The sequence below is a fragment of the Kitasatospora sp. NPDC001132 genome (assembly GCF_053598415.1).
Map to the genome: position 1 here is coordinate 204,653 of NZ_JBSFKF010000007.1, position 17,811 is coordinate 222,463.

At 72.7% G+C, this 17,811-nt stretch carries 13 protein-coding genes and 1 rRNA gene; 3 read left to right on the plus strand and 11 right to left on the minus strand.

From position 1 onward, the window contains the following. Positions 1-157: 157 nt before the first annotated feature. From cydD to sigJ, 8 genes are all read right to left on the minus strand, one after another. Positions 158-3,649: a thiol reductant ABC exporter subunit CydD gene (gene cydD / locus ACWDBE_RS12640; protein ID WP_449807935.1), complete on the minus strand. Its 3,492-nt coding sequence runs from the start codon at positions 3,647-3,649 to the stop codon at positions 158-160. A gap of 4 nt (positions 3,650-3,653) precedes the next feature. Then, positions 3,654-4,679, minus strand: a complete 1,026-nt coding sequence (gene cydB / locus ACWDBE_RS12645) for a cytochrome d ubiquinol oxidase subunit II (protein WP_449787959.1) — start codon at positions 4,677-4,679, stop codon at positions 3,654-3,656. Positions 4,680-4,713: 34 nt separating this feature from the next. Further along, complete coding sequence (locus ACWDBE_RS12650; protein ID WP_449787958.1) at positions 4,714-6,258, minus strand: cytochrome ubiquinol oxidase subunit I; 1,545 nt, start codon at positions 6,256-6,258, stop codon at positions 4,714-4,716. Between the two features lie 416 nt (positions 6,259-6,674). After that, positions 6,675-7,034 carry an EF-hand domain-containing protein gene (locus ACWDBE_RS12655; RefSeq protein WP_449807936.1) on the minus strand — a complete coding sequence of 120 codons (360 nt, stop codon included), beginning with the start codon at positions 7,032-7,034 and terminating at the stop codon, positions 6,675-6,677. A 162-nt stretch (positions 7,035-7,196) separates the two neighbouring features. Continuing rightward, a complete protein-coding gene (locus ACWDBE_RS12660; RefSeq protein WP_449807937.1) occupies positions 7,197-8,081 on the minus strand; it encodes an LAETG motif-containing sortase-dependent surface protein in 885 nt (294 codons plus the stop codon). A 238-nt stretch (positions 8,082-8,319) separates the two neighbouring features. After that, positions 8,320-9,819, minus strand: a complete 1,500-nt coding sequence (locus ACWDBE_RS12665) for a sensor histidine kinase (protein ID WP_449787955.1) — start codon at positions 9,817-9,819, stop codon at positions 8,320-8,322. Between the two features lie 11 nt (positions 9,820-9,830). Then, positions 9,831-10,619, minus strand: coding sequence for a response regulator transcription factor (locus ACWDBE_RS12670; RefSeq protein WP_392881539.1), 789 nt, complete (start codon positions 10,617-10,619; stop codon positions 9,831-9,833). 191 nt (positions 10,620-10,810) lie between these two features. Continuing rightward, positions 10,811-11,806, minus strand: coding sequence for an RNA polymerase sigma factor SigJ (gene sigJ, locus ACWDBE_RS12675; protein ID WP_449807938.1), 996 nt, complete (start codon positions 11,804-11,806; stop codon positions 10,811-10,813). A 194-nt stretch (positions 11,807-12,000) separates the two neighbouring features. Here sigJ and ACWDBE_RS12680 point away from each other — a divergent pair, with 194 nt between their 5' ends. From ACWDBE_RS12680 to ACWDBE_RS12690, 3 genes are all read left to right on the plus strand, one after another. Continuing rightward, positions 12,001-13,080, plus strand: coding sequence for a nuclear transport factor 2 family protein (locus ACWDBE_RS12680; RefSeq protein ID WP_449807939.1), 1,080 nt, complete (start codon positions 12,001-12,003; stop codon positions 13,078-13,080). A gap of 84 nt (positions 13,081-13,164) precedes the next feature. Next, positions 13,165-13,281 (plus strand): 5S ribosomal RNA (gene rrf, locus ACWDBE_RS12685). Between the two features lie 232 nt (positions 13,282-13,513). Continuing rightward, positions 13,514-14,227, plus strand: coding sequence for an IclR family transcriptional regulator (locus ACWDBE_RS12690; RefSeq protein WP_030246527.1), 714 nt, complete (start codon positions 13,514-13,516; stop codon positions 14,225-14,227). Positions 14,228-14,325: 98 nt separating this feature from the next. Here ACWDBE_RS12690 and aspS read toward each other — a convergent pair whose 3' ends face one another. The 3 genes from aspS to tgmB form a co-directional block, all read right to left on the minus strand. Beyond that, a complete protein-coding gene (gene aspS / locus ACWDBE_RS12695) occupies positions 14,326-15,633 on the minus strand; it encodes an aspartate--tRNA(Asn) ligase (protein ID WP_449807940.1) in 1,308 nt (435 codons plus the stop codon). Positions 15,634-15,761: 128 nt separating this feature from the next. After that, a complete protein-coding gene (locus tag ACWDBE_RS12700; protein ID WP_449807941.1) occupies positions 15,762-16,868 on the minus strand; it encodes a methyltransferase domain-containing protein in 1,107 nt (368 codons plus the stop codon). Next, positions 16,865-17,788, minus strand: a complete 924-nt coding sequence (gene tgmB, locus ACWDBE_RS12705) for an ATP-grasp ribosomal peptide maturase (RefSeq protein WP_449807942.1) — start codon at positions 17,786-17,788, stop codon at positions 16,865-16,867. Before tgmB ends, ACWDBE_RS12700 begins: the two co-directional genes overlap by 4 nt. Positions 17,789-17,811 lie beyond the last annotated feature (23 nt).

Consider the following 17,811-nt stretch of genomic DNA (forward strand, 5'->3'; position numbering starts at 1 on the left):
GCTCGGCAGCGGCCTCGGGAAGGTCCGGCGTGGGGTCCATGGAGAAAGCCTAGTTTGTACGCTTTTCAGCCGAAGGACGGCGTGAGGGCCGGGCGGACGAGCGGTGCGACGGGCGGGCCGACGGGCGGCGCGACGACCGACCCGACCAGCGGCCCGACTAGCGGTACGAGGGGACGGCCTCCAGCAGCCCGTCCGCCTCCCGCTCCCGCCGCCACATCGCGTGCAGCCGCCCGTGCGGGTCGGCGACCAGCTCCGACCAGCGGCCCCGCTCGGCCACCCGTCCCCCGTCCAGCACCAGCACCTCGTCCACCGTGGCGTCGTCCAGCCCGGCCAGCCGGTGGGTGATCAGCACCGTGGTGCGGCCCGCGGTGGCGGCCAGCAGGTCGGCGGTGAGCGCGTCGGCGGTGGGCAGGTCGAGGTGCTCGGCCGGCTCGTCCAGGACCAGTACGGGGAAGTCCGCGAGCAGCGCTCGCGCGAGCGCCAGCCGCTGGCGCTGGCCCCCGGAGAGCCGGGCGCCGTGTTCGCCGACCATGGTGTCCAGGCCGTCGGGCAGGCTCTCGGTCCACTCCAGCAGCCGGGCGGCGGCCAGCGCGGCGCGCAGTTCCTCCTCCCGCGCCTGCGGCCGGGCGAGCCGCAGGTTCTCCCGCAGCGAGCTGTCGAAGACGTGGGCGTCCTGGGCGCAGAGCCCGATCACCCGGCGGACGGACTCGCCCGCCAGCGCTCGGGCGTCCACGGCCCGGGGGCCGCCGTCGGCGAACCGCACCTTCCCCGCGCTCGGCTCCAGGAAGCGCAGCAGCGCCTGGGCAAGGGTGGTCTTGCCGGAGCCGGACGGGCCGACCACGGCGATCCGCCGCCCGGCCGTGAGGTCGAGGTCGACCCCGGTGAGCGCGTCCACCGACTGCCCGGGGTGCCGGACGGTCAGTCCGCGCACCGCGACGGGCAGCGGCTGCTCGGGCAGCGCCGCCGGCTCGGCGGGCTCGGTGACCGGCTCCGGTGCGTTCAGCACCTCGTCCAGCCGGGCCCGGGCGGCGCGGCTGCGCTGGCGGGCCTGGACGGCGAGCGGCATCCCGGTGACGGCCTCGAAGGCGGCCAGCGGAGTCAGCACCACCACCGCCAGGCAGACCGGCGCCAGCGCCCCGTCGCGCACCCCCTGGACGCCGACGGCGGCCGCGGCGGCCACGGTCAGCCCGGTGAGCAGGGCGACCAGTCCGGTGCCGAGCGCCGTGGTGGCGGCCGAGCGGGCGGCCAGCCGGGTCAGCGCGGCGTCGGCGGTGCGGACGGCGGCCAGCCGGCCGGGCAGCGCGCCGGCCACGGTCAGCTCGGCGGTGCCGGTGAAGGCGTCCACCACGGTGGTGGCCAGCCGTCCGCGCGCCGGGGCCTGGCGCCGCTCGGCGCCGGCCGACCAGCGGGCGGCCAGCGCGGGCACCAGCACGCCCGCGAGCAGCAGCCCGAGGCCGAGCACCAGCCCGGCGGCGGGCAGGAAGGCGGCCATCGCCACCGTCGAGGCCAGGGCGACCACCCCGGCCACCGCGGCTGGCAGCCGCCAGCGCAGGTAGTGGTCCTGGATCGCGTCCACGTCGGCGACCAGTCGGGAGAGCAGGTCACCGCGCCGGAAGGCGGGCAGCCCGGCCGGGGCGAGCGCGCTCAGCCGCCGGTAGACGGCGGCCCGCAGGGTGCCGAGGGTGCGCAGCACCGCGTCGTGCGAGACCAGCCGCTCGGCGTAGCGGAAGACGCTGCGGCCGATGCCGAAGGCCCGGACGGAGGTGACGGCCATCATCAGGTAGAGCACCGGCGGCATCTCGGAGGCCCGGGAGATCAGGTAGCCGGAGGTGGCCATCAGCGCGACGGCGCAGCCGAGGGCGAGCGCGCCGAGCAGGATCGAGAGTGCCAGTCGGGGGGTGCTGCCGCCCTCGGCCCCGGTCTCCTCCGCGGCGGCGGGGGCGGGGGTCGGGCGGCCGCTGTGGGCGAGCGGGGTGACCGGCTCCGCGGGTGCGGACGGGGGCCCCGCCAGCCGTACCCGCCGGTCCGCGACGGCCAGCAGCGCCGGTCGGTGCGCGACCACCAGCACGGTGCGCGCCGGATCGGCGGCGAGCGCCCGGACGGCGTCCACCACGGCCTCCTCGGAGGCGCCGTCCAGGTTGGCGGTCGGCTCGTCCAGCAGCACCAGCGGCCGGTCGTCGGCGAGCAGCACCCGGGCGAGGGCGAGGCGCTGGCGCTGTCCGGCGGAGAGCCCGGCGCCGTCCTCGCCCAGGACGGCCGCCAGGTCGGTCACGAAGTCGAGCGCGTGCGCGGCCCGCAGCGCCGTCCACAGCTGCTCGTCGGTGGCGTCGGGCCGGTAGAGCCGCAGGTTCTCGGCGACCGTGCCGGCGAACAGGTGCGGGTGCTGCGGAACCCAGGCGATCTGCCGCCGCCAGCTCTCCGGCTCCAGTTCGGCCAGGTCGTACGGACGGCCGTCGGCGGCGGTGATCCGGACGGTGCCGGCGGTGGGGGCGGTCAGGCCGAGCAGTACGGCCAGCAGGGTGGACTTGCCGGCGCCGCTGGGGCCGGTGAGCGCCGTGCTGGAGCCCGGGCGCAGGGTCAGGGCGGCGCCGTCCAGGGCGGGCTCGGTGCGCCCGGCGTGCCGGACGACCAGGCCGTCGGCGGCGATCACGGCGCCGGCGAGGTCCGGCGCCGGGGTGGTGCCGGCGGCGGGCAGCGGGGTCTCCAGCACCCGGAACAGTTCGTCGGCGGCGGTCAGCCCCTCGACGCTGGAGTGGTAGAGCGCGCCGACCTGGCGGATCGGGAAGTACACCTCGGGGGCGAGCACCAGGATCAGCAGCCCGGTTTCCAGCGCGAGCGTGCCGTCCACCAGCCGGAACCCGACGGTGACGGCGACCAGCGCGACGGACAGGGTGGAGAGCAGCTCCAGGGTGAAGGAGGAGACGAAGGCGATCCGCAGGGTGCGCAGGGTGGCCCGGCGGTAGTCGGCGGTGATCCGGGCGATGGTGGCGGCCTGGGTGCGGGCCCGGTTGAACACCTTGAGGGTGGGCAGTCCGGCGACCACGTCGAGGAAGTGGTGGGACAGCCGGGACAGGGTGTTCCACTGCCGGTCCATCCGGGACTGGGTGGCCATCCCGATCAGCACCATGAACAGCGGGATCAGCGGCAGCGTCCCGGCGATGATCGCGGCCGAGGTGAAGTCGGCGCCGACGATCCGCAGCAGCACGATCACCGGGACGACCACGGCCAGCGCCAGCTGCGGCAGGTAGCGGGCGAAGTAGTCGTCCAGCGCGTCGATGCCGCGGGTGGCGAGGGTGGTGAGTTCGCCGGTGCGCCGGCCCGCCAGGTAGGACGGGCCGAGCGCGGTGGCGTGGTCGAGCAGCCGGCGCCGCAGGGTGGACTTCACCCGGGCGACGGTCCGGTGCGCGGTGAGTTCGGTGAGCCAGCCGACCAGCCCGCGCCCGACCGCCGTCAGGACGAGCAGCAGCAGCGGCGTGGTCAGCTCGCCGAGCGTGGCCCCGCGCTGGAAGGCGCGGACGACGATCTCGGCGATCAGACTCGCCTGGGCGACCACCAGGGCCGCGCCGACCGCGCCGAGCAGCACGGATCCGGCGAGGAAGGCCCTGGTGGTGCGGGCGTACCCGAGGAGTCGGGGGTCGACGGGCTTCACGGCGTCAGCCCTGGTCGAGCCGGGCGGCCGGGTCGTGCCCGGGGATGTGCTGGACGCCGATCCGCTTGCGGAACACCCAGTACGTCCAGCCCTGGTAGAGCAGCACCAGCGGGGTGAAGACCGCCGCGACGACGGTCATCACCTTCAGCGTGTACGCCGAGGACGACGCGTTGCTGACGGTCAGGCTCCACTCCGGGTTCAGGGTTGAGGGCATGACGTCCGGGAAGAGCGCCAGGAAGAGCATCGCGACCGCGGCCACGACGGTCACCCCGGAGAGCGAGAACGCCCAGCCCTCGCGCCGCAGTTGGTTGGCCGCGAGGGCACCGACCAGGGCGACCACCGCGACGATCATCGCGGCGAGGCTGCGGCCGTTGCCGTGGTCGGCCTGGGTCCAGATCAGGAAGACCAGCGCCAGCACGGCGGTGGCCAGCCCGGACAGCAGCGCGGCCTTGCGGGCCCGCTCCCGGATCTCGCCGACCGTCTTGAGCACCGCGAACACCGAGCCGTGGAAGGTGAACAGGGCGAGCGTCACCAGGCCGCCGAGCAGCGCGTACGGGTTCAGCAGGTCCCAGAGGGTGCCGGCGTAGTTCTTCTGCGCGTCGATGTCCACGCCGCGCACGATGTTGGCGAAGGCCACGCCCCAGAGGAAGGCCGGGAGGAGGGAGGTCCAGAAGAGGGCCTCCTCCCAGTTCCGCTGCCAGCGGGCGCCGTCGTGCTTGTGCCGGTACTCGAAGGCCACGCCGCGGATGATCAGGCAGACCAGGATGACCAGCAGCGGGATGTAGAAGCCGCTGAAGAGCGTCGCGTACCAGTCCGGGAAGGCCGCGAAGGTGGCGCCGCCGGCGGTCAGCAACCAGACCTCGTTGCCGTCCCAGACCGGGCCGATGGTGTTGATCAGCACCCGCCGCTCGGCGGTGTTGCGGGCCAGCGGCTTGAGCAGTACGCCGATCCCGAAGTCGAAGCCCTCCAGGAAGAAGTAGCCGATCCACAGGACCGCGATCAGCACGAACCAGACGTCGTGGAGTTGCATGTCAGATCCTCAGTTCCCCGGTGGTCCCGGCGCCTCAGTAGGCGAAGGCGAGCGGCTTGTCGGCGTCCTCGTCCGAGGACGGCCCGCGCAGCGACGGGTCCTTGGTGGGCGGCTGTTCGGTCACCACCGGGCCGGCCTTGGCGTACTTGACCAGCAGCTTGACCTCGACGACGGCGAGGATCGCGTACAGCGTGGTGAACGTGGCCAGCGCCCCGATCTGGGTGCCGATGCCGACGGTGGGGGAGACCGCGCTGGCCGTGGTCATCAGGCCGAAGACCGCCCAGGGCTGGCGGCCCATCTCGGTGAAGATCCAGCCGAAGCTGTTGGCGATCAGCGGGAAGCCCATGGTCAGGATGCCGATCCGCCAGCTCCACTTGGTCAGCGTCGGCCCCAGCTCGCGACTGGGGGTGAGCATCAGCCGGGGCACCTCGGTCTCGCCGGTGCGGAAGTCGGGGTGCAGGAAGAGCCTCTTCCGGGTGGTCCACAGGCCGATCAGGCCGGCCAGGAAGGAGGTCATCCCGAAGCCGATCATGAGGCGGAAGCCCCAGTACGTGACGAAGATGCTCGGGATGTAGTCCCTGGGGTTGCCGCCGTGCTGGGCGGCCTCGGCCGCGGCGGTGTCGTTGATGCCGGGGACGGTGGAGCTGAAGTCGTTGTGGGCGAGGAAGGACAGTACCCCGGGGACCTCCAGGGCGACCGAGTTGTGGCCCTTGCTGACGTCGCCGACCGCGAAGACCGAGAACGGCGCCGGCGACTGGGTCTCCCACAGCGCCTCGGCGGCGGCCATCTTCATCGGCTGCTGCTCGAACATGACCTTGCCCAGGGTGTCGCCGCTGAGCGCGGTGCCGAGGCCGAAGACCACCGCGAGCACCAGGCCGAGCCGCAGCGAGGTGCGCATCGCGGCGGTCCGCTTCGGGTCGGCGGTCTCGGGCTTGCGCTTGGCCTTCCAGAGGTGGAAGGAGGCGATGCCGACGACGAAGGCCGCGCCGGTGAGGAAGGCGGCGGTCAGGGTGTGGAAGACGACCACGAGGGTGGTGTTCTGGAACAGCACGCGGACGACGTCGGTGAGCTGGGCCTTGCCGGTGACCGGGTCGATCGCGTAGCCGACCGGGTGCTGCATCCAGGAATTGGCGGCCAGGATGAAGTAGCCCGAGAGCACGGTGCCCAGCGACACCATCCACATGCAGGCGCAGTGGATCTTCCTGGGCAGCTTGTCCCAGCCGAAGATCCACAGGCCGATGAAGGTGGACTCGAAGAAGAAGGCGATCAACGCCTCCATCGCGAGCGGGGCGCCGAAGACGTCACCGACGAAGCGGGAGTAGTCGGACCAGTTCATGCCGAACTGGAATTCCTGGACGATGCCGGTGACCACGCCCATCGCGATGTTGATGAGGAAGAGCTTTCCCCAGAACTTGGTCGCGTGGAAGTACTTCTCCTTGTTCGTCCGGACCCAGGCGGTCTCCAGACCGGCCACGATCGCGGCCAGGCTGATCGTGAGCGGGACGAAGAGGAAGTGGTAGACGGTGGTGATGCCGAATTGCCATCGCGCGATGGTCTCGTGAGCGATTGCCAGTTCCACGTCGCCCTCTCTCCCAACCTGCCCGCGTGATGACGGGCATCTTCCGGACAAACTTCATCTAAAGCCGTAGACCGTTGCGCAACCACGCAAGCTTGTCCGCTTGTGAACGTGAACACGTTCACAAGGACCAGTATCCATCATCCTTACGGAGGAACTGCAGGTGGGGTGGGGTTGACAGCCGGTTGACGGCCCCGTGCGGTGCGTCACGGCCCGCGGTGCGGTCCGCCCAGTCTGCGGACCGACCGCGGGCCGGGGCAACGAACGACCGGGCGGATGGCCGGAAGTTGTTGGCCGAACCGGCGCTTGACAGGCTCCCGAGCCGGTCGCGCCGGCTCGATCTGCGTGCTAGGCCCGCGCGCCGGCCGCAGCGCTCTCCGTTCCAGCGCTCTACGCCCCGGCGTTTGACGCCCTACGCCCTACGCCCGGCCGAGGAGCTCGGTGCCCGGGACTGAGTCGGCGCATGCGGTGAAGAAGCCGGTGAAACCGGCCAGGAACTCCTCGCGGGTGATCCGCCCGTCCCCGTCGGCGTCCATCACCGCGCGCAGCTGCTCCCACCAGCTGTCGAAGGCCTCGTACACCCGGGCCTCGCCGGCCTCGTCCAGTTCCAGCTGCCAGCACACGTTGTGCGCCATCGCCCGCAGGTCGTGCACGGTGATCGAGCCGTCGCCGGTCTGGTCCAGCACCTCGCGGAAGAAGCGGTCCAGCCGGGGCCCGCGGCCGTCCCGGTGCGGGCGGCGGCGCTTCGGCCGGGACGGCTCCGGGAAGCGGTAGCGCAACCGGTCCGGGAGGCGGGGGACGACGGCGCCGGGTGAACGGGCGGGTTCACTCGATCGGGGAGTTCGGGGGCCGGGAACGGCGGAACCGCAGGACGGGCCGGGGCCTGTCCTGCGGTTCCGGGGTGGTCGCGCCCTCCTCCCGAGCGGGCGCGAACGGGTGGGTCAGGAGGTGGTCCGGGTGGCCGGCTTGCGGCGGGAGACGTAGAGGGCGGCGGCGCCGAGGCTGAGGGCGAGGCCGGAGCCGAGGGCGAGGTACGGGGTGGCCGGGTCGGAGCCGGTGTCGGCGAGTTCGATGGCCGAGCCGGTGGTGGCCCGGGTGGTGGTCGAGGCGGCCGACCTGTTCCCGGTGCTGGTGGTGGAGGAGGTCTTGTTCGTGCCGGTGGTCCTGTCCGAGACCGGGGTGACGGCGGCGGGCTTCTCCGCCGGCTGCTCGGCCGGCTGCTCGGTCGGCTGCTCGGGGGTCGCCTTGGCGTCGGCGAGCGCCTTTTCCGCGGCGGCCTTGGCGGCGGCCGCGGCCTTGGTGGCCTGCTGCGACTCGTGGATCCGCCGGAACGCCGCGACCCTGGCGTCGTCCATGGCGTTCCCCGCGGCGGTCACGACGGCCTTGGCCTTCTCGTTCGCCTCGGAGGCCGCGTTGGCGGCGGCGTACGCCTTGGTCAGCCGCTCCCTGGCCGCGGGCAGCTCCTCGTCGGTGGCGAGGCGGTACGCCTCGGAGGCCGCCTCGGCCTCCTTCCGTGCGGCCCCATCGGCGGAGGCGGCCTTCGCCGCGGCGGCCTTCGCCGCCTGGTACTCGCCCAGGTAGGGCTGCGAGTCCTCGAGGAAGGCGGCGGCCTCGGCCTGCACCTTGGCCTCGTTGGCGATGGCGGCCGTGTAGGCCTTGGCGGCCTCGGCGGCGGCCCGCTCCAGTTCGGCGATCGAGCCGTTGTCACTCCCGGTCTGCGCCTCCGACGCCGACGCGGCGAGGGCGGGGGTGGCGCAGAGCACGGCGGCGGGCGAGACGACGGCGACGACGAGGGCGGCCGAGACCAGCGAACGGCGGAGGTTCACGATGACCCCTTTCGGGTCCAAAGGAAGGCAAAAGCCTTGACCCGGAGGATTTCCGATGTCCGGGCAGCGCCGATCTTAGGCATGCGCATTCTTGACGCTCCATGCCGGATTCCGGCAATGATCGGGCACCGAACCTTCCCGGTTCTCGGGAGAATTGACGAGTCGACAAAACCGAGGCCGGCTACGCGTCCGTTCCGCCCGGATTCCCGGAATTCGGGCGGAACGGACGGAAATCCGATCAGCGCTGGCGGGGGAGTTCGACGCGGAAGGTGGCGCCCTCCCCCGGGGCGGTGTGCAGGGTGAGGGTGCCGCCGTGGGCGCGGGTGAGGGCGGTGGCGATGGCGAGGCCGAGGCCGGCGCCGCCGCCGTTGTCGCGGCTGCGGGAGGGGTCGACCCGGAAGAAGCGGTCGAAGACCCGCTGGGCCTGCTCCTCGGTGAGGCCAGGCCCGGAGTCCGCGACCTCCAGCAGGCAGATGCCGCCGGGGCCCGCGCCCACCCCGATCCGGACCGGGGTGCCGGCCGGGGTGTGCTTGACCGCGTTGCCGACCAGGTTGGTGACCACCTGCCGCAGCCGCGCCTCGTCACCGATGACGGGCGCGGCGCCGGGTGCGCCGGTGCCGGCCGGGCCGGTGAGCGCGACCGGGCGGCTGGGGTCGAGGGCGGTGAGGTCGTGCAGCGCGTCGGCGGCGAGGGTGCGCAGGTCCATCGGGGCGAGGTCGAGCGGGCGCTCCTCGTCCAGCCGGGCGAGCACCAGCAGGTCCTCGACCAGGGCGCCCATCCGGTCGGCCTCGCTCTCGATCCGGGTCATGGTCCGCTTGACGTCGGCCTCGGTGGGCAGCGCGCCCATCCGGTAGAGCTCGGCGAAGCCGCGGATCCCGGCCAGCGGGGTGCGCAGCTCGTGCGAGGCGTCCGCGACGAAGCGCCGCATCCGGGCCTCGGATTCGGCGCGGGCCGCGAAGGCCGCCTCGATCTGGGTGAGCATCCCGTTGAGCGCGATCGCCAGCCGGCCGACCTCGGTGCCCGGGGAGAGCTCCGGCATCCGGTGCGACAGCTCGCCGGCCGCGATCCGTTCGGCGCCCTCCTCGATCCGGCGCAGCGGCCGCAGTCCGGCCCGCACCGCGAAGAAGCCGAGCGCGGCGATCAGCACCAGGACGCCGCCGCCGATGGCCAGGAAGGAGGTGTTCAGCTTGTCGAGGGTGGCGTCGATGTCCTCGCGGGAGACGGCCACCATGACGTGCGTCGGGGTGACCGCCGGCGCGGCGTACGCGCTGGGGGCGGCGGCCTGCCCGCGGGGCGGCTGGAGCGGCAGCACCAGCACCCGCCAGCGGTGGTGGCCGCGCTGGTCGGGCAGGTCGAAGGGGACGTCGGGGGCGGTCCTGGCCGGGTCCAGCCCGGCCAGCTGGGGCGCCGGGTCGCTGTCCGAGACGGGCTGGCGCATCAGCGCCTGGACCTTGCCGTCCGAGGAGAGGTACTGCACCAGGTACTGGCTGGGCAGGCTGACCCGCCGGCCGGCGACGGCTGGCTTTCCGGCGGCCGGCGCGGTCAGCTGGCCCGGTGGCTTGCGGGAGAGCGGCGGCCCGTACCGCTGGAGCTGCTCGTCCAGCTGCTGCACCAGCTGGCTCCGTACGGTGCCGAGCACGAAGGTGTCGCTGACCACGAGCCCGGTGGTGACCAGCGCGAGCGCCAGCACCAGCAGCCGGGCGCGCAGCGACAGCCGGGAGGAGAACCGGGCGAGCACGGGCGGGCCGGTCAGCCCTGCGGGGGGCGGCGCAGGGCGTAGCCGATGCCGCGCACGGTGTGGATCAGCTTGGGGCCGTGCGCCGGGCCGGAGTCGAGCTTGCGGCGCAGGTAGGAGATGTACGACTCGACGATGGAGAGGTCCCCGCCGAAGTCGTAGGCCCAGACGTGGTCGAGGATCTGCGACTTGGAGACCACCCGGCCGACGTTGGCCATCAGGTAGTGCAGCAGCTTGAACTCGGTCGGGGAGAGCGAGACGGGGGTGCCGCCCCGGGTGACCTCGTGGGCGATCGGGTCGAGGCTGAGGTCGGCGACGACCAGCCGGCCGTCCTCGGCGGGCCCGCCGGCCCGGCGCAGGATGGCGCGGATCCGGGCGATCAGCTCCTCCAGGCTGAACGGCTTGGTGACGTAGTCGTCCGCACCGGCGGCCAGGCCCTGCACCTTGTCGCCGACGCCGTCCTTGGCGGTGAGGAAGAGCACCGGCAGGTGGTCGCCGGGGTGCCCGTGGGCCGGTCCGGCTATCTGTCCGCGGCTGGTGCGCTCGCGCAGCTTCTCGACGACGGTGAAGCCGTCGAGGTCGGGGAGCATCACGTCGAGGACGACCAGGTCGGGGCGCTCGGCGGCGACCAGTTCCAGCGCCTCGGTGCCGCTGGCGGCGGAGGCGACGCGGAAGCCGGAGAAGCGCAGCGAGGCGGAGAGCAGTTCGCGGATGTTGGGCTCGTCGTCCACGACGAGCAGGAACGCTTCGCCCTGGCCCCCGGCCACCGTGGAGCCGCCTGGTGTGGTGACAGTGCCTTGCACGGGGCTTTCGCCTCCCGGTCGGACGATGACGTTCAGCATGAGGCTAGCCCCCGGAGGCTATGCGGCATGGATGAATGTTGGATTAACACCTTATCGGTCGGTTTTTGGGCGAGAGGCGCGCAGGGGTGGGCTCGGTGGTGTGCGTACGGGCGTGAACACGCCCAGCGGGCGCGTGCCGGGCATGACGCGCCTCACTTCTGCGCCCCGCTCCCGCTCGGCCCCAGCCCGCTCGCGCTCGGCCGCAGCCCGCTCCTGCGCGAACGCCCCTCCGTCCAGGGCCGGAGCTTCTCCGGGTTGCGCACCGCCCAGATGTGGGTGATCAGCCCCTCGGCGATCCGGAACGCGAACACCGTGACGGTGACGCCGTCCACCTGGGCGACCAGGCCGGGCCCGCCGTTGACGGTGCACTCCAGCAGCGTGATCCCGGGCGCGAAGCGGTCGGAGTCCAGGTGGGCGGCGGCGATCCGCTCCCGCCCGGTCAGCGGGTGCGGCAGCGCACCGACCAGACCGCCACCGTCGGCGATCACGGTGGCCTCCGGGTCCAGGACGCCCATCAGCGACCTGAGGTCCTTCGCCTCCCAGGCCCGCTTGAACTCCCGGACGACGCCGGCCTGCGCGCCCGTCGGCGCCGCCGGGGCCCGCCCGGCCCGGATCCGGCGGCGGGCGGAGGTGGCCAGCTGACGGCAGGCCGCCGGGGTTCGGCCGACGATCGCGGCCACCTCGGCGAAGGGGTAGCGGAAGACGTCGTGGAGGACGAAGGCGACGCGCTCGGCCGGGGTCATGGCCTCCAGGACCACCAGGAACGCCATGCTGACCGACTCGTCCAGGGTGATCCGGTCCGCCGGATCCGTCCCCGGGCCGCCGGCGGGATCCGTCCACTCCCGGCTGTCCGGCAGCGGCTCGGGGATCCACTCGCCCACGTAGCGCTCCCGCCGCACCCGGGCCGAGCCGAGCAGGTTGAGGCAGATCCGGCTGGCCACCGTGGTCAGCCAGCCGCCGGGCGAAACGATCGCCTCCCGCTCGCGCCTGGGCAGCGCGTACCAGCGGGCGTAGGTCTCCTGCACCACGTCCTCAGCGTCGGCCAGTGAACCGAGCATCCGGTACGCCAGGTTGGTCAGCCGGCGCTGCTCGCCCAGGATCGCGCCCGGGCCCGGCCCGGTCGTGGTGCCGCCCTCTGCTTCCCGCACCGTGTCCCACCCCTTCGCCTCGTTCGACTCGTTCGACTCGACGGTTCCCCGCTCCCCTTATGACAGGGCGGCGGCCCGGAATGTGACACCTCCCCCACGCCCTTTCCCCGCCACCTCACAATCCGAGCGGCTGTCCTGTCGTACCGGTCGCACCGGTCGCACGGACGCACCGGTCACGCGGAACGGAGAACCCGATGAACGACTTCCAGGCGATCGCCGACCGCGTCGAGATCACGGCCCTGCAGGCCGAGTTCACCGACGCGGTGATGATGCGCGACCGCGCCCGCCTCGCCGCGCTGTTCACCCCGGACGGCGTGCTGCGGATGCCCGACGTCCCCGTCGAGCTGACCGGCCCGGAGCAGATCCGCGTCGGCGGCGAGAAGCTCCAGGAGCAGTGGGACTTCTTCATCCAGAACACCCACCCGGGCGCGATCCGGATCGACGGCGACACCGCGACCGGCCGCGCCCACATGCATGAGATCGCCCGCCTGAAGAACGGCTTCCAGGGGCTCAACTACGCCGTCTACCATGACCGTTACCGGCGTACGGCGGACGGCTGGCGGTTCACCGAGCGGGTCTACGAGACCCGGTACCTGGACCGCAGCCCGCTGACCGGCTCGGCACCGGACTCGTCCGGCCCGACCCGTCCGGCCGCGCACATCGACCCGACGCACACCGACCCGGCGCCCGCCGACCGCCTGGAGCGGGCGGCCGCCGCGCTGGCGGCGAACGGCTTCACCGTCGAGCTGCTGGACGACGCCGCCGCCGCGCGCACCCGGGTCGCGGAGCTGATCCCGGCCGGCGCCGCCGTCTTCACCGGGGCCAGCGAGACCCTCCGGCTCTCCGGCATCGAGGAGGACGTCAACGGCGGCGACCGCTACCGGGCCGTGAAGCCCCGCGCGCTGGCCATGGACCGGGCCACCGAGGGCGACGACATCCGTCGGACGGTCGCCACTCCCGATGTCGCGCTCGGCAGCGTCGCCGCCGTCACCGAGACCGGCGCGCTGGTCGTCGCCTCGGCCACCGGCAGCCAGCTGCCCGGCTACGCCGGTGGCGCCGGGCGGGCGATCTGGGTCGTCGGGGCCCAGAAGGTCGTCCCGGACCTCCCCGCCGCCCTGCGCCGCCTGGAGCACCACGTCCTCCCGCTGGAGTCCGACCGCGCCCGCGCCGCGTACGGCGGGCCGAGCGCCGTGAACCAGCTCCTGGTGCTCAACGCCCCGGCCCGGCTCACCCCGGGGACCGTGCTGCTGCTGCGCGAGGCCGTCGGCTTCTGAGGGGCGGAATCCCTCCGTTCCCCCCTGCTATGATTTGCGTCGAGGCGAAGGCAGTGCTTTCGAGCAATTGCCCGGCCCGATCATTTCGGTGGTCATAGCGTGAGGGAAACGCCCGGTCACATTCCGAACCCGGAAGCTAAGCCTTACAGCGCCGATGGTACTGCAGGGGGGACCCTGTGGGAGAGTAGGACGCCGCCGAATTCTTCTTACGGCCCCTGCCGTGTCCGACAGAGACACGGCAGGGGCTTTTTCATTTCCCGGCATTTCCTCCGCCATTTCGCTTTCCCGCTGCCCCGCGCGCCGCGGCGCACGCTCCGGCGCATCCGGCATGTGAGACGTCGGGTCCCGGAAGAGCCGCTTTGCGGGGATCTGAGAGGATGGCGAACATCGAAACAGACTTGCGTCTCGCCAACTGAGACTGCAATATCATGGTATGGACAACACTAGCGGCGTCGGCGTTCTCGACAAGGCCGCTCTGGTGCTCAGCGCACTGGAGTCGGGCCCCGCCACGCTGGCGGGGCTGGTCGCCGCCACCGGTCTGGCGCGCCCCACCGCCCACAGACTCGCCGTCGCACTCGAACACCACCGCCTGGTCACCCGTGACATGCAGGGCCGGTTCATCCTCGGCCCCCGCCTGTCCGAACTCTCCGCCGCCGCCGGCGAGGACCGACTGCTCGCCACCGCGGGCCCCGTCCTCACCCACCTGCGCGACGTCACCGGAGAAAGCGCGCAGCTCTACCGCCGCCAAGGCGAGATGCGCATCTGCGTCGCCGCGGCCGAACGACTCTCCGGCCTGCGCGACACCGTCCCCGTCGGCAGCACCCTGCCGATGAAGGCCGGCTCCGCCGCCCAGGTCCTCCTCGCCTGGGAAGAACCCGAGCGCCTCCACCGAGGCCTCCAGGGCGCCCGCTTCACCGCCACCGCACTCAGCGGCGTCCGCCGCCGCGGCTGGGCCCAGTCCATCGGGGAACGCGAGCCGGGCGTCGCGTCCGTCTCCGCCCCCGTCCGCGGGCCCTCCAACCGCGTGGTGGCCGCCGTCTCCGTCTCCGGCCCCATCGAGCGACTGACCCGCCACCCGGGCCGGCTGCACGCCCAGGCCATCATCGAAGCCGCCAACCGGCTCACCGAGGCCCTCCGCCGCAGCTGACGGAACCCGGCTTGACGGAGCACGACGGAAAGGGCCGCGTCCGAGGATCCGATCTCCTCGCACGCGGCCCTTTCCGTCTTCTCGGCCGTCCGTTCCTCCTACGGTTCGAGGCGGTGCGGGCCCCGGAAGAGGAAAGTCGCCTCGCGGATCGACGGCAGGCCGAGGGCGAGCATCAGCAGCCGGCCGAGTCCGAGCCCGAAACCGCCGTGCGGCGGAGTCCCGTAGCGGAAGCAGTCGAGGTACCCGGAGAGCGGCGCGGTGTCCATGCCCTTCTCCCCGGCCTGGGCGACGAGGCGGTCGTACCGGTGCTCGCGCTGGGCGCCGGTGGTGATCTCCACGCCCTTCCACAGCAGGTCGAAGGACTCCGTGACGGTCGGGTCGTCCTCCGGCCGCAGGTGGTAGAACGGCCGCACGGCGGCCGGGAAGCGGGTGACGAAGACGAACTCGTGCCCGGTCTCCTCGGCGATCAGGGCGCACAGCCTGCGCTCGCCCTCGGGGTCGAGGTCGTCCTTGACGCCCTCCGGGTCCCAGCCGGTGGCGCGGAGCCGGGCCAGCGCGTCGGCCATCGTGATCCGGGGGAACGGCAGTTCGGGAACCGTCACCGGGGTGCCGAAGTGCTCGGCGATCGCCGAGCCGTGCCGCTCGGCCACGGCGGCGAGGACGCGGTGCAGCATCCGCTCCTCGAAGGCCATCACGTCCTCGACCCCGTCGATCCAGGCGATCTCGGCGTCGACCCCGGTGAACTCGGTGGCGTGCCGCGAGGTGAACGACGGCTCGGCGCGGAACACCGGCCCGATCTCGAAGACCTTGTCGATGCCGCCGGCGATGGCCATCTGCTTGTAGAACTGCGGGGACTGGGCCAGGTAGGCGGTCCGGCCGAAGTAGCCCACCTCGAACACCTCGGCGCCCGACTCGGAGGCCGTCCCCATCAGCTTGGGCGTGTGCAGCTCGGTGAACCCCTCCTCAGCCGCCACCTCGCGCATCGCGCGCTCGACGGTGGTCTGGACGTCGAAGACCAGGTGCTGGGAGGGGCGCCGGATGTCGAGGAACCGCCAGTCCAGGCGCTGGTCGATGCCGGTCTTCTCGTCGATCGGCAGCTTCGGCTCGGCCGGCGAGACGATCTCCAACCGGGACGGAACGATCTCCAGGCCGCCCAGCTTCACCTGCGGGTTGGCGACCACCTTCCCGGTGATCTTCACGGCGGACTCGACCGTCACGCCCTCGAAGGCCGCCTCGACGGCGTCGCCCTCCCCACCACGGAGGTGGGTGACCTGCACGAGCCCGGTGTGGTCCCGGACCAGTACGAACTGGATGCGCCGCTGGAGCCGGAGCGTGTTGACCCACCCGTAGACGGTGACCGTCTCCTGGAGGTGCTCGGGCAGCTCGGCGACAAGGGTGCGCGTCATGACAGGGAACTCCCTGGGTTTGCGGGCGCGTTGGTCGCGCCACGTCGACGGGCGGTAAACGGCCGCCCTGGGCGAGATCACCGTAGGGGATCAAGCCCGTACGAGTCGCCCCGTTTTTCCCCCGTGTGTCAGAGATCCCACCTGCTCCGCGTGCCGTCGGGCGCCGTGTAGCCGACGAACTGGCCCTCCGGCCCGGCCTCGACGGTGAACCACTCCCGGCGGGGCCGGTTCCGGTCGAGCCAGGTCCGGTGGGCGGCCTCGACCGTCCGCCAGAGGTCCCGGGGGCCGCCGAGAACGACCGTCCGGCCCTGCCCGTGGGCGGTCGAGCCGTCCGCACTGTCGCGCAGGGCATGGCCGTCGCGGACGACGGTGGGGCCGAGGTGGAGATCGGCCCAGAACGCGAACCCCGGGTCGTCCAGGACATGCGAGTCGGTCTCCGTGGCCCTGCGGTTCGCCTGCGGCCCGGGCCCCGTCCGCGCGGCGTCCGTTCCGTCGCGCAACGGCATGAAGCCGACCGGACGGTGCAGGAAGCGCCCGACCGCACGGCCGTCCGGCAGCTTGGTCAGCCTGGCCACCGCGCCGCCGACCGGGGCGACGATGAGGCCCCCGGGCGCGCACTGGTCCAGCCAGCTGCGGGGGATGCGGCGGACGGCGCAGGTGGCGATGATCCGGTCATACGGCGCGGCGGCCAGGTACCCGTCGGCCCCGTCGGCTTGGACCACGGTGGGCTCGAACCCGGCCTCGCGCAGCCGGGTTCGAGCGGTGGCCACCAGTTGCTCGGTGCGATCGATGGTGGTGACGTGCGCCGCACCGGCGAGGTGGCAGAGCAGAGCGGCGTTGTAGCCGGTGCCGGTACCGATCTCCAACACCCGGTCCCCGGGCCGGACGTCCAGCGCGTCGAGCATGTCGGCCATCAGGCTCGGCAGCGTGGACGAGGAGGTCGCCGGCCCACTCACACCCTCCGGCCCGGCGTTCTCCGCGTGCACGCCGTCGACCTCGGTGACCAGCACCCGGTCCGCGTACACCTCCCGCAACCAGGCCTCGTCGTCCCGCCACGGCCGGTGGACGCCGGATTCCTCGCGGTAGAACACCGGCACGAACGGATGCCGGGGCACGTTCAGGAACGCCTCGACCACCCGCGAGGTCAGCACGGCGTTCCCGCGCTCGACCTCCGAGGCCAACGCGATGCGCGCTCGCAGGAGTTGGTCTTCGCCGTAGCGGGTGGTCGTCGTCATGCCAGGTCGGTCCCTTCCAGGTAGTCGCAGATGGCGGCAGTGATGGGCAGACCGGTCGCCTGCTCGACGAACCCGTACTGCCCGTTGGGGTTCACCTCCAGGAACGTCCAGTCCCCCGAGGTGGACACGACGAAGTCGAAGGCCCCGTAAGGGAGTTCCAGCTTGCCGAGCATCCGGAGGACCGCCTTCGCCACCTCGGGCGGCGGATCGCACACCCGGTACGTCAGGCTGTCGTAGTCGCTGCGCCAATCCACCTCTGCTGCTTCGGAGTTCGCGTGGATCTCGGCGGCAAACAGCCGTCCTCCCACGGCCGTGAGGCGCACTTCGTGAGCTTTGGGAATCCATTCCTGGAACAGATGTGCCGTGGTGGAGATCGACGGATGCTCGACCTCATCCCCTTGCAGCACGCTCGCGTACACGGCAACCGACCGGCCGCCGACGGTCCCGCGGACGGGGGTGAAGGGCTTGTAGATCACGGGAGCCCCGATGCTCTTCGCGAACTCCCTTGCGGCTTCCGGGCTGTTGGTGATCATCGTTCGCGGGACCCGGAGCCCTGACTCGGCCGCCACCCGGAGCTGGAACGGCTTGTACTCGGCGTCGGCCGCTCGGCCCGGTGGCGGCAGCCACCGGCAGGGCAGCGCCGACAGCAGGCCCCCGAACCCTCGGCGCGCCTCGGCGGCGGCCACACTGCGGGCCTCAACAGGCATCTCTTCCGGGAACTCCGGTGCCGTGGGCCGGCGGTAGTAGACCGACCGAACCGCCGAGAGGTCGAGCGTGCGCCGATCGGTGGTCAGCGTCCCGGCCCAGACGGCCCCCGTCCCGTCGAGGCCGGCCGCCACGGCCGGCCTCGACGGGAACCACGCCGTGTCCGTCCGGAAGACGGGAGTTCCACGCCGGTTCAGCTCGACGTCGGAGCTCACGAGGAAGATCGCACGTCACCCAG

Coding starts and splice junctions, on each gene's coding strand:
- cydB (WP_449787959.1), bottom strand. CDS start 4,679: ATGCAACTCCACGACGTCTGGTTCGTGCTGATCGCGGTCCTGTGGATC.
- ACWDBE_RS12680 (WP_449807939.1), top strand. CDS start 12,001: ATGAACGACTTCCAGGCGATCGCCGACCGCGTCGAGATCACGGCCCTG.
- ACWDBE_RS12690 (WP_030246527.1), top strand. CDS start 13,514: ATGGACAACACTAGCGGCGTCGGCGTTCTCGACAAGGCCGCTCTGGTG.
- aspS (WP_449807940.1), bottom strand. CDS start 15,633: ATGACGCGCACCCTTGTCGCCGAGCTGCCCGAGCACCTCCAGGAGACG.
- ACWDBE_RS12700 (WP_449807941.1), bottom strand. CDS start 16,868: ATGACGACGACCACCCGCTACGGCGAAGACCAACTCCTGCGAGCGCGC.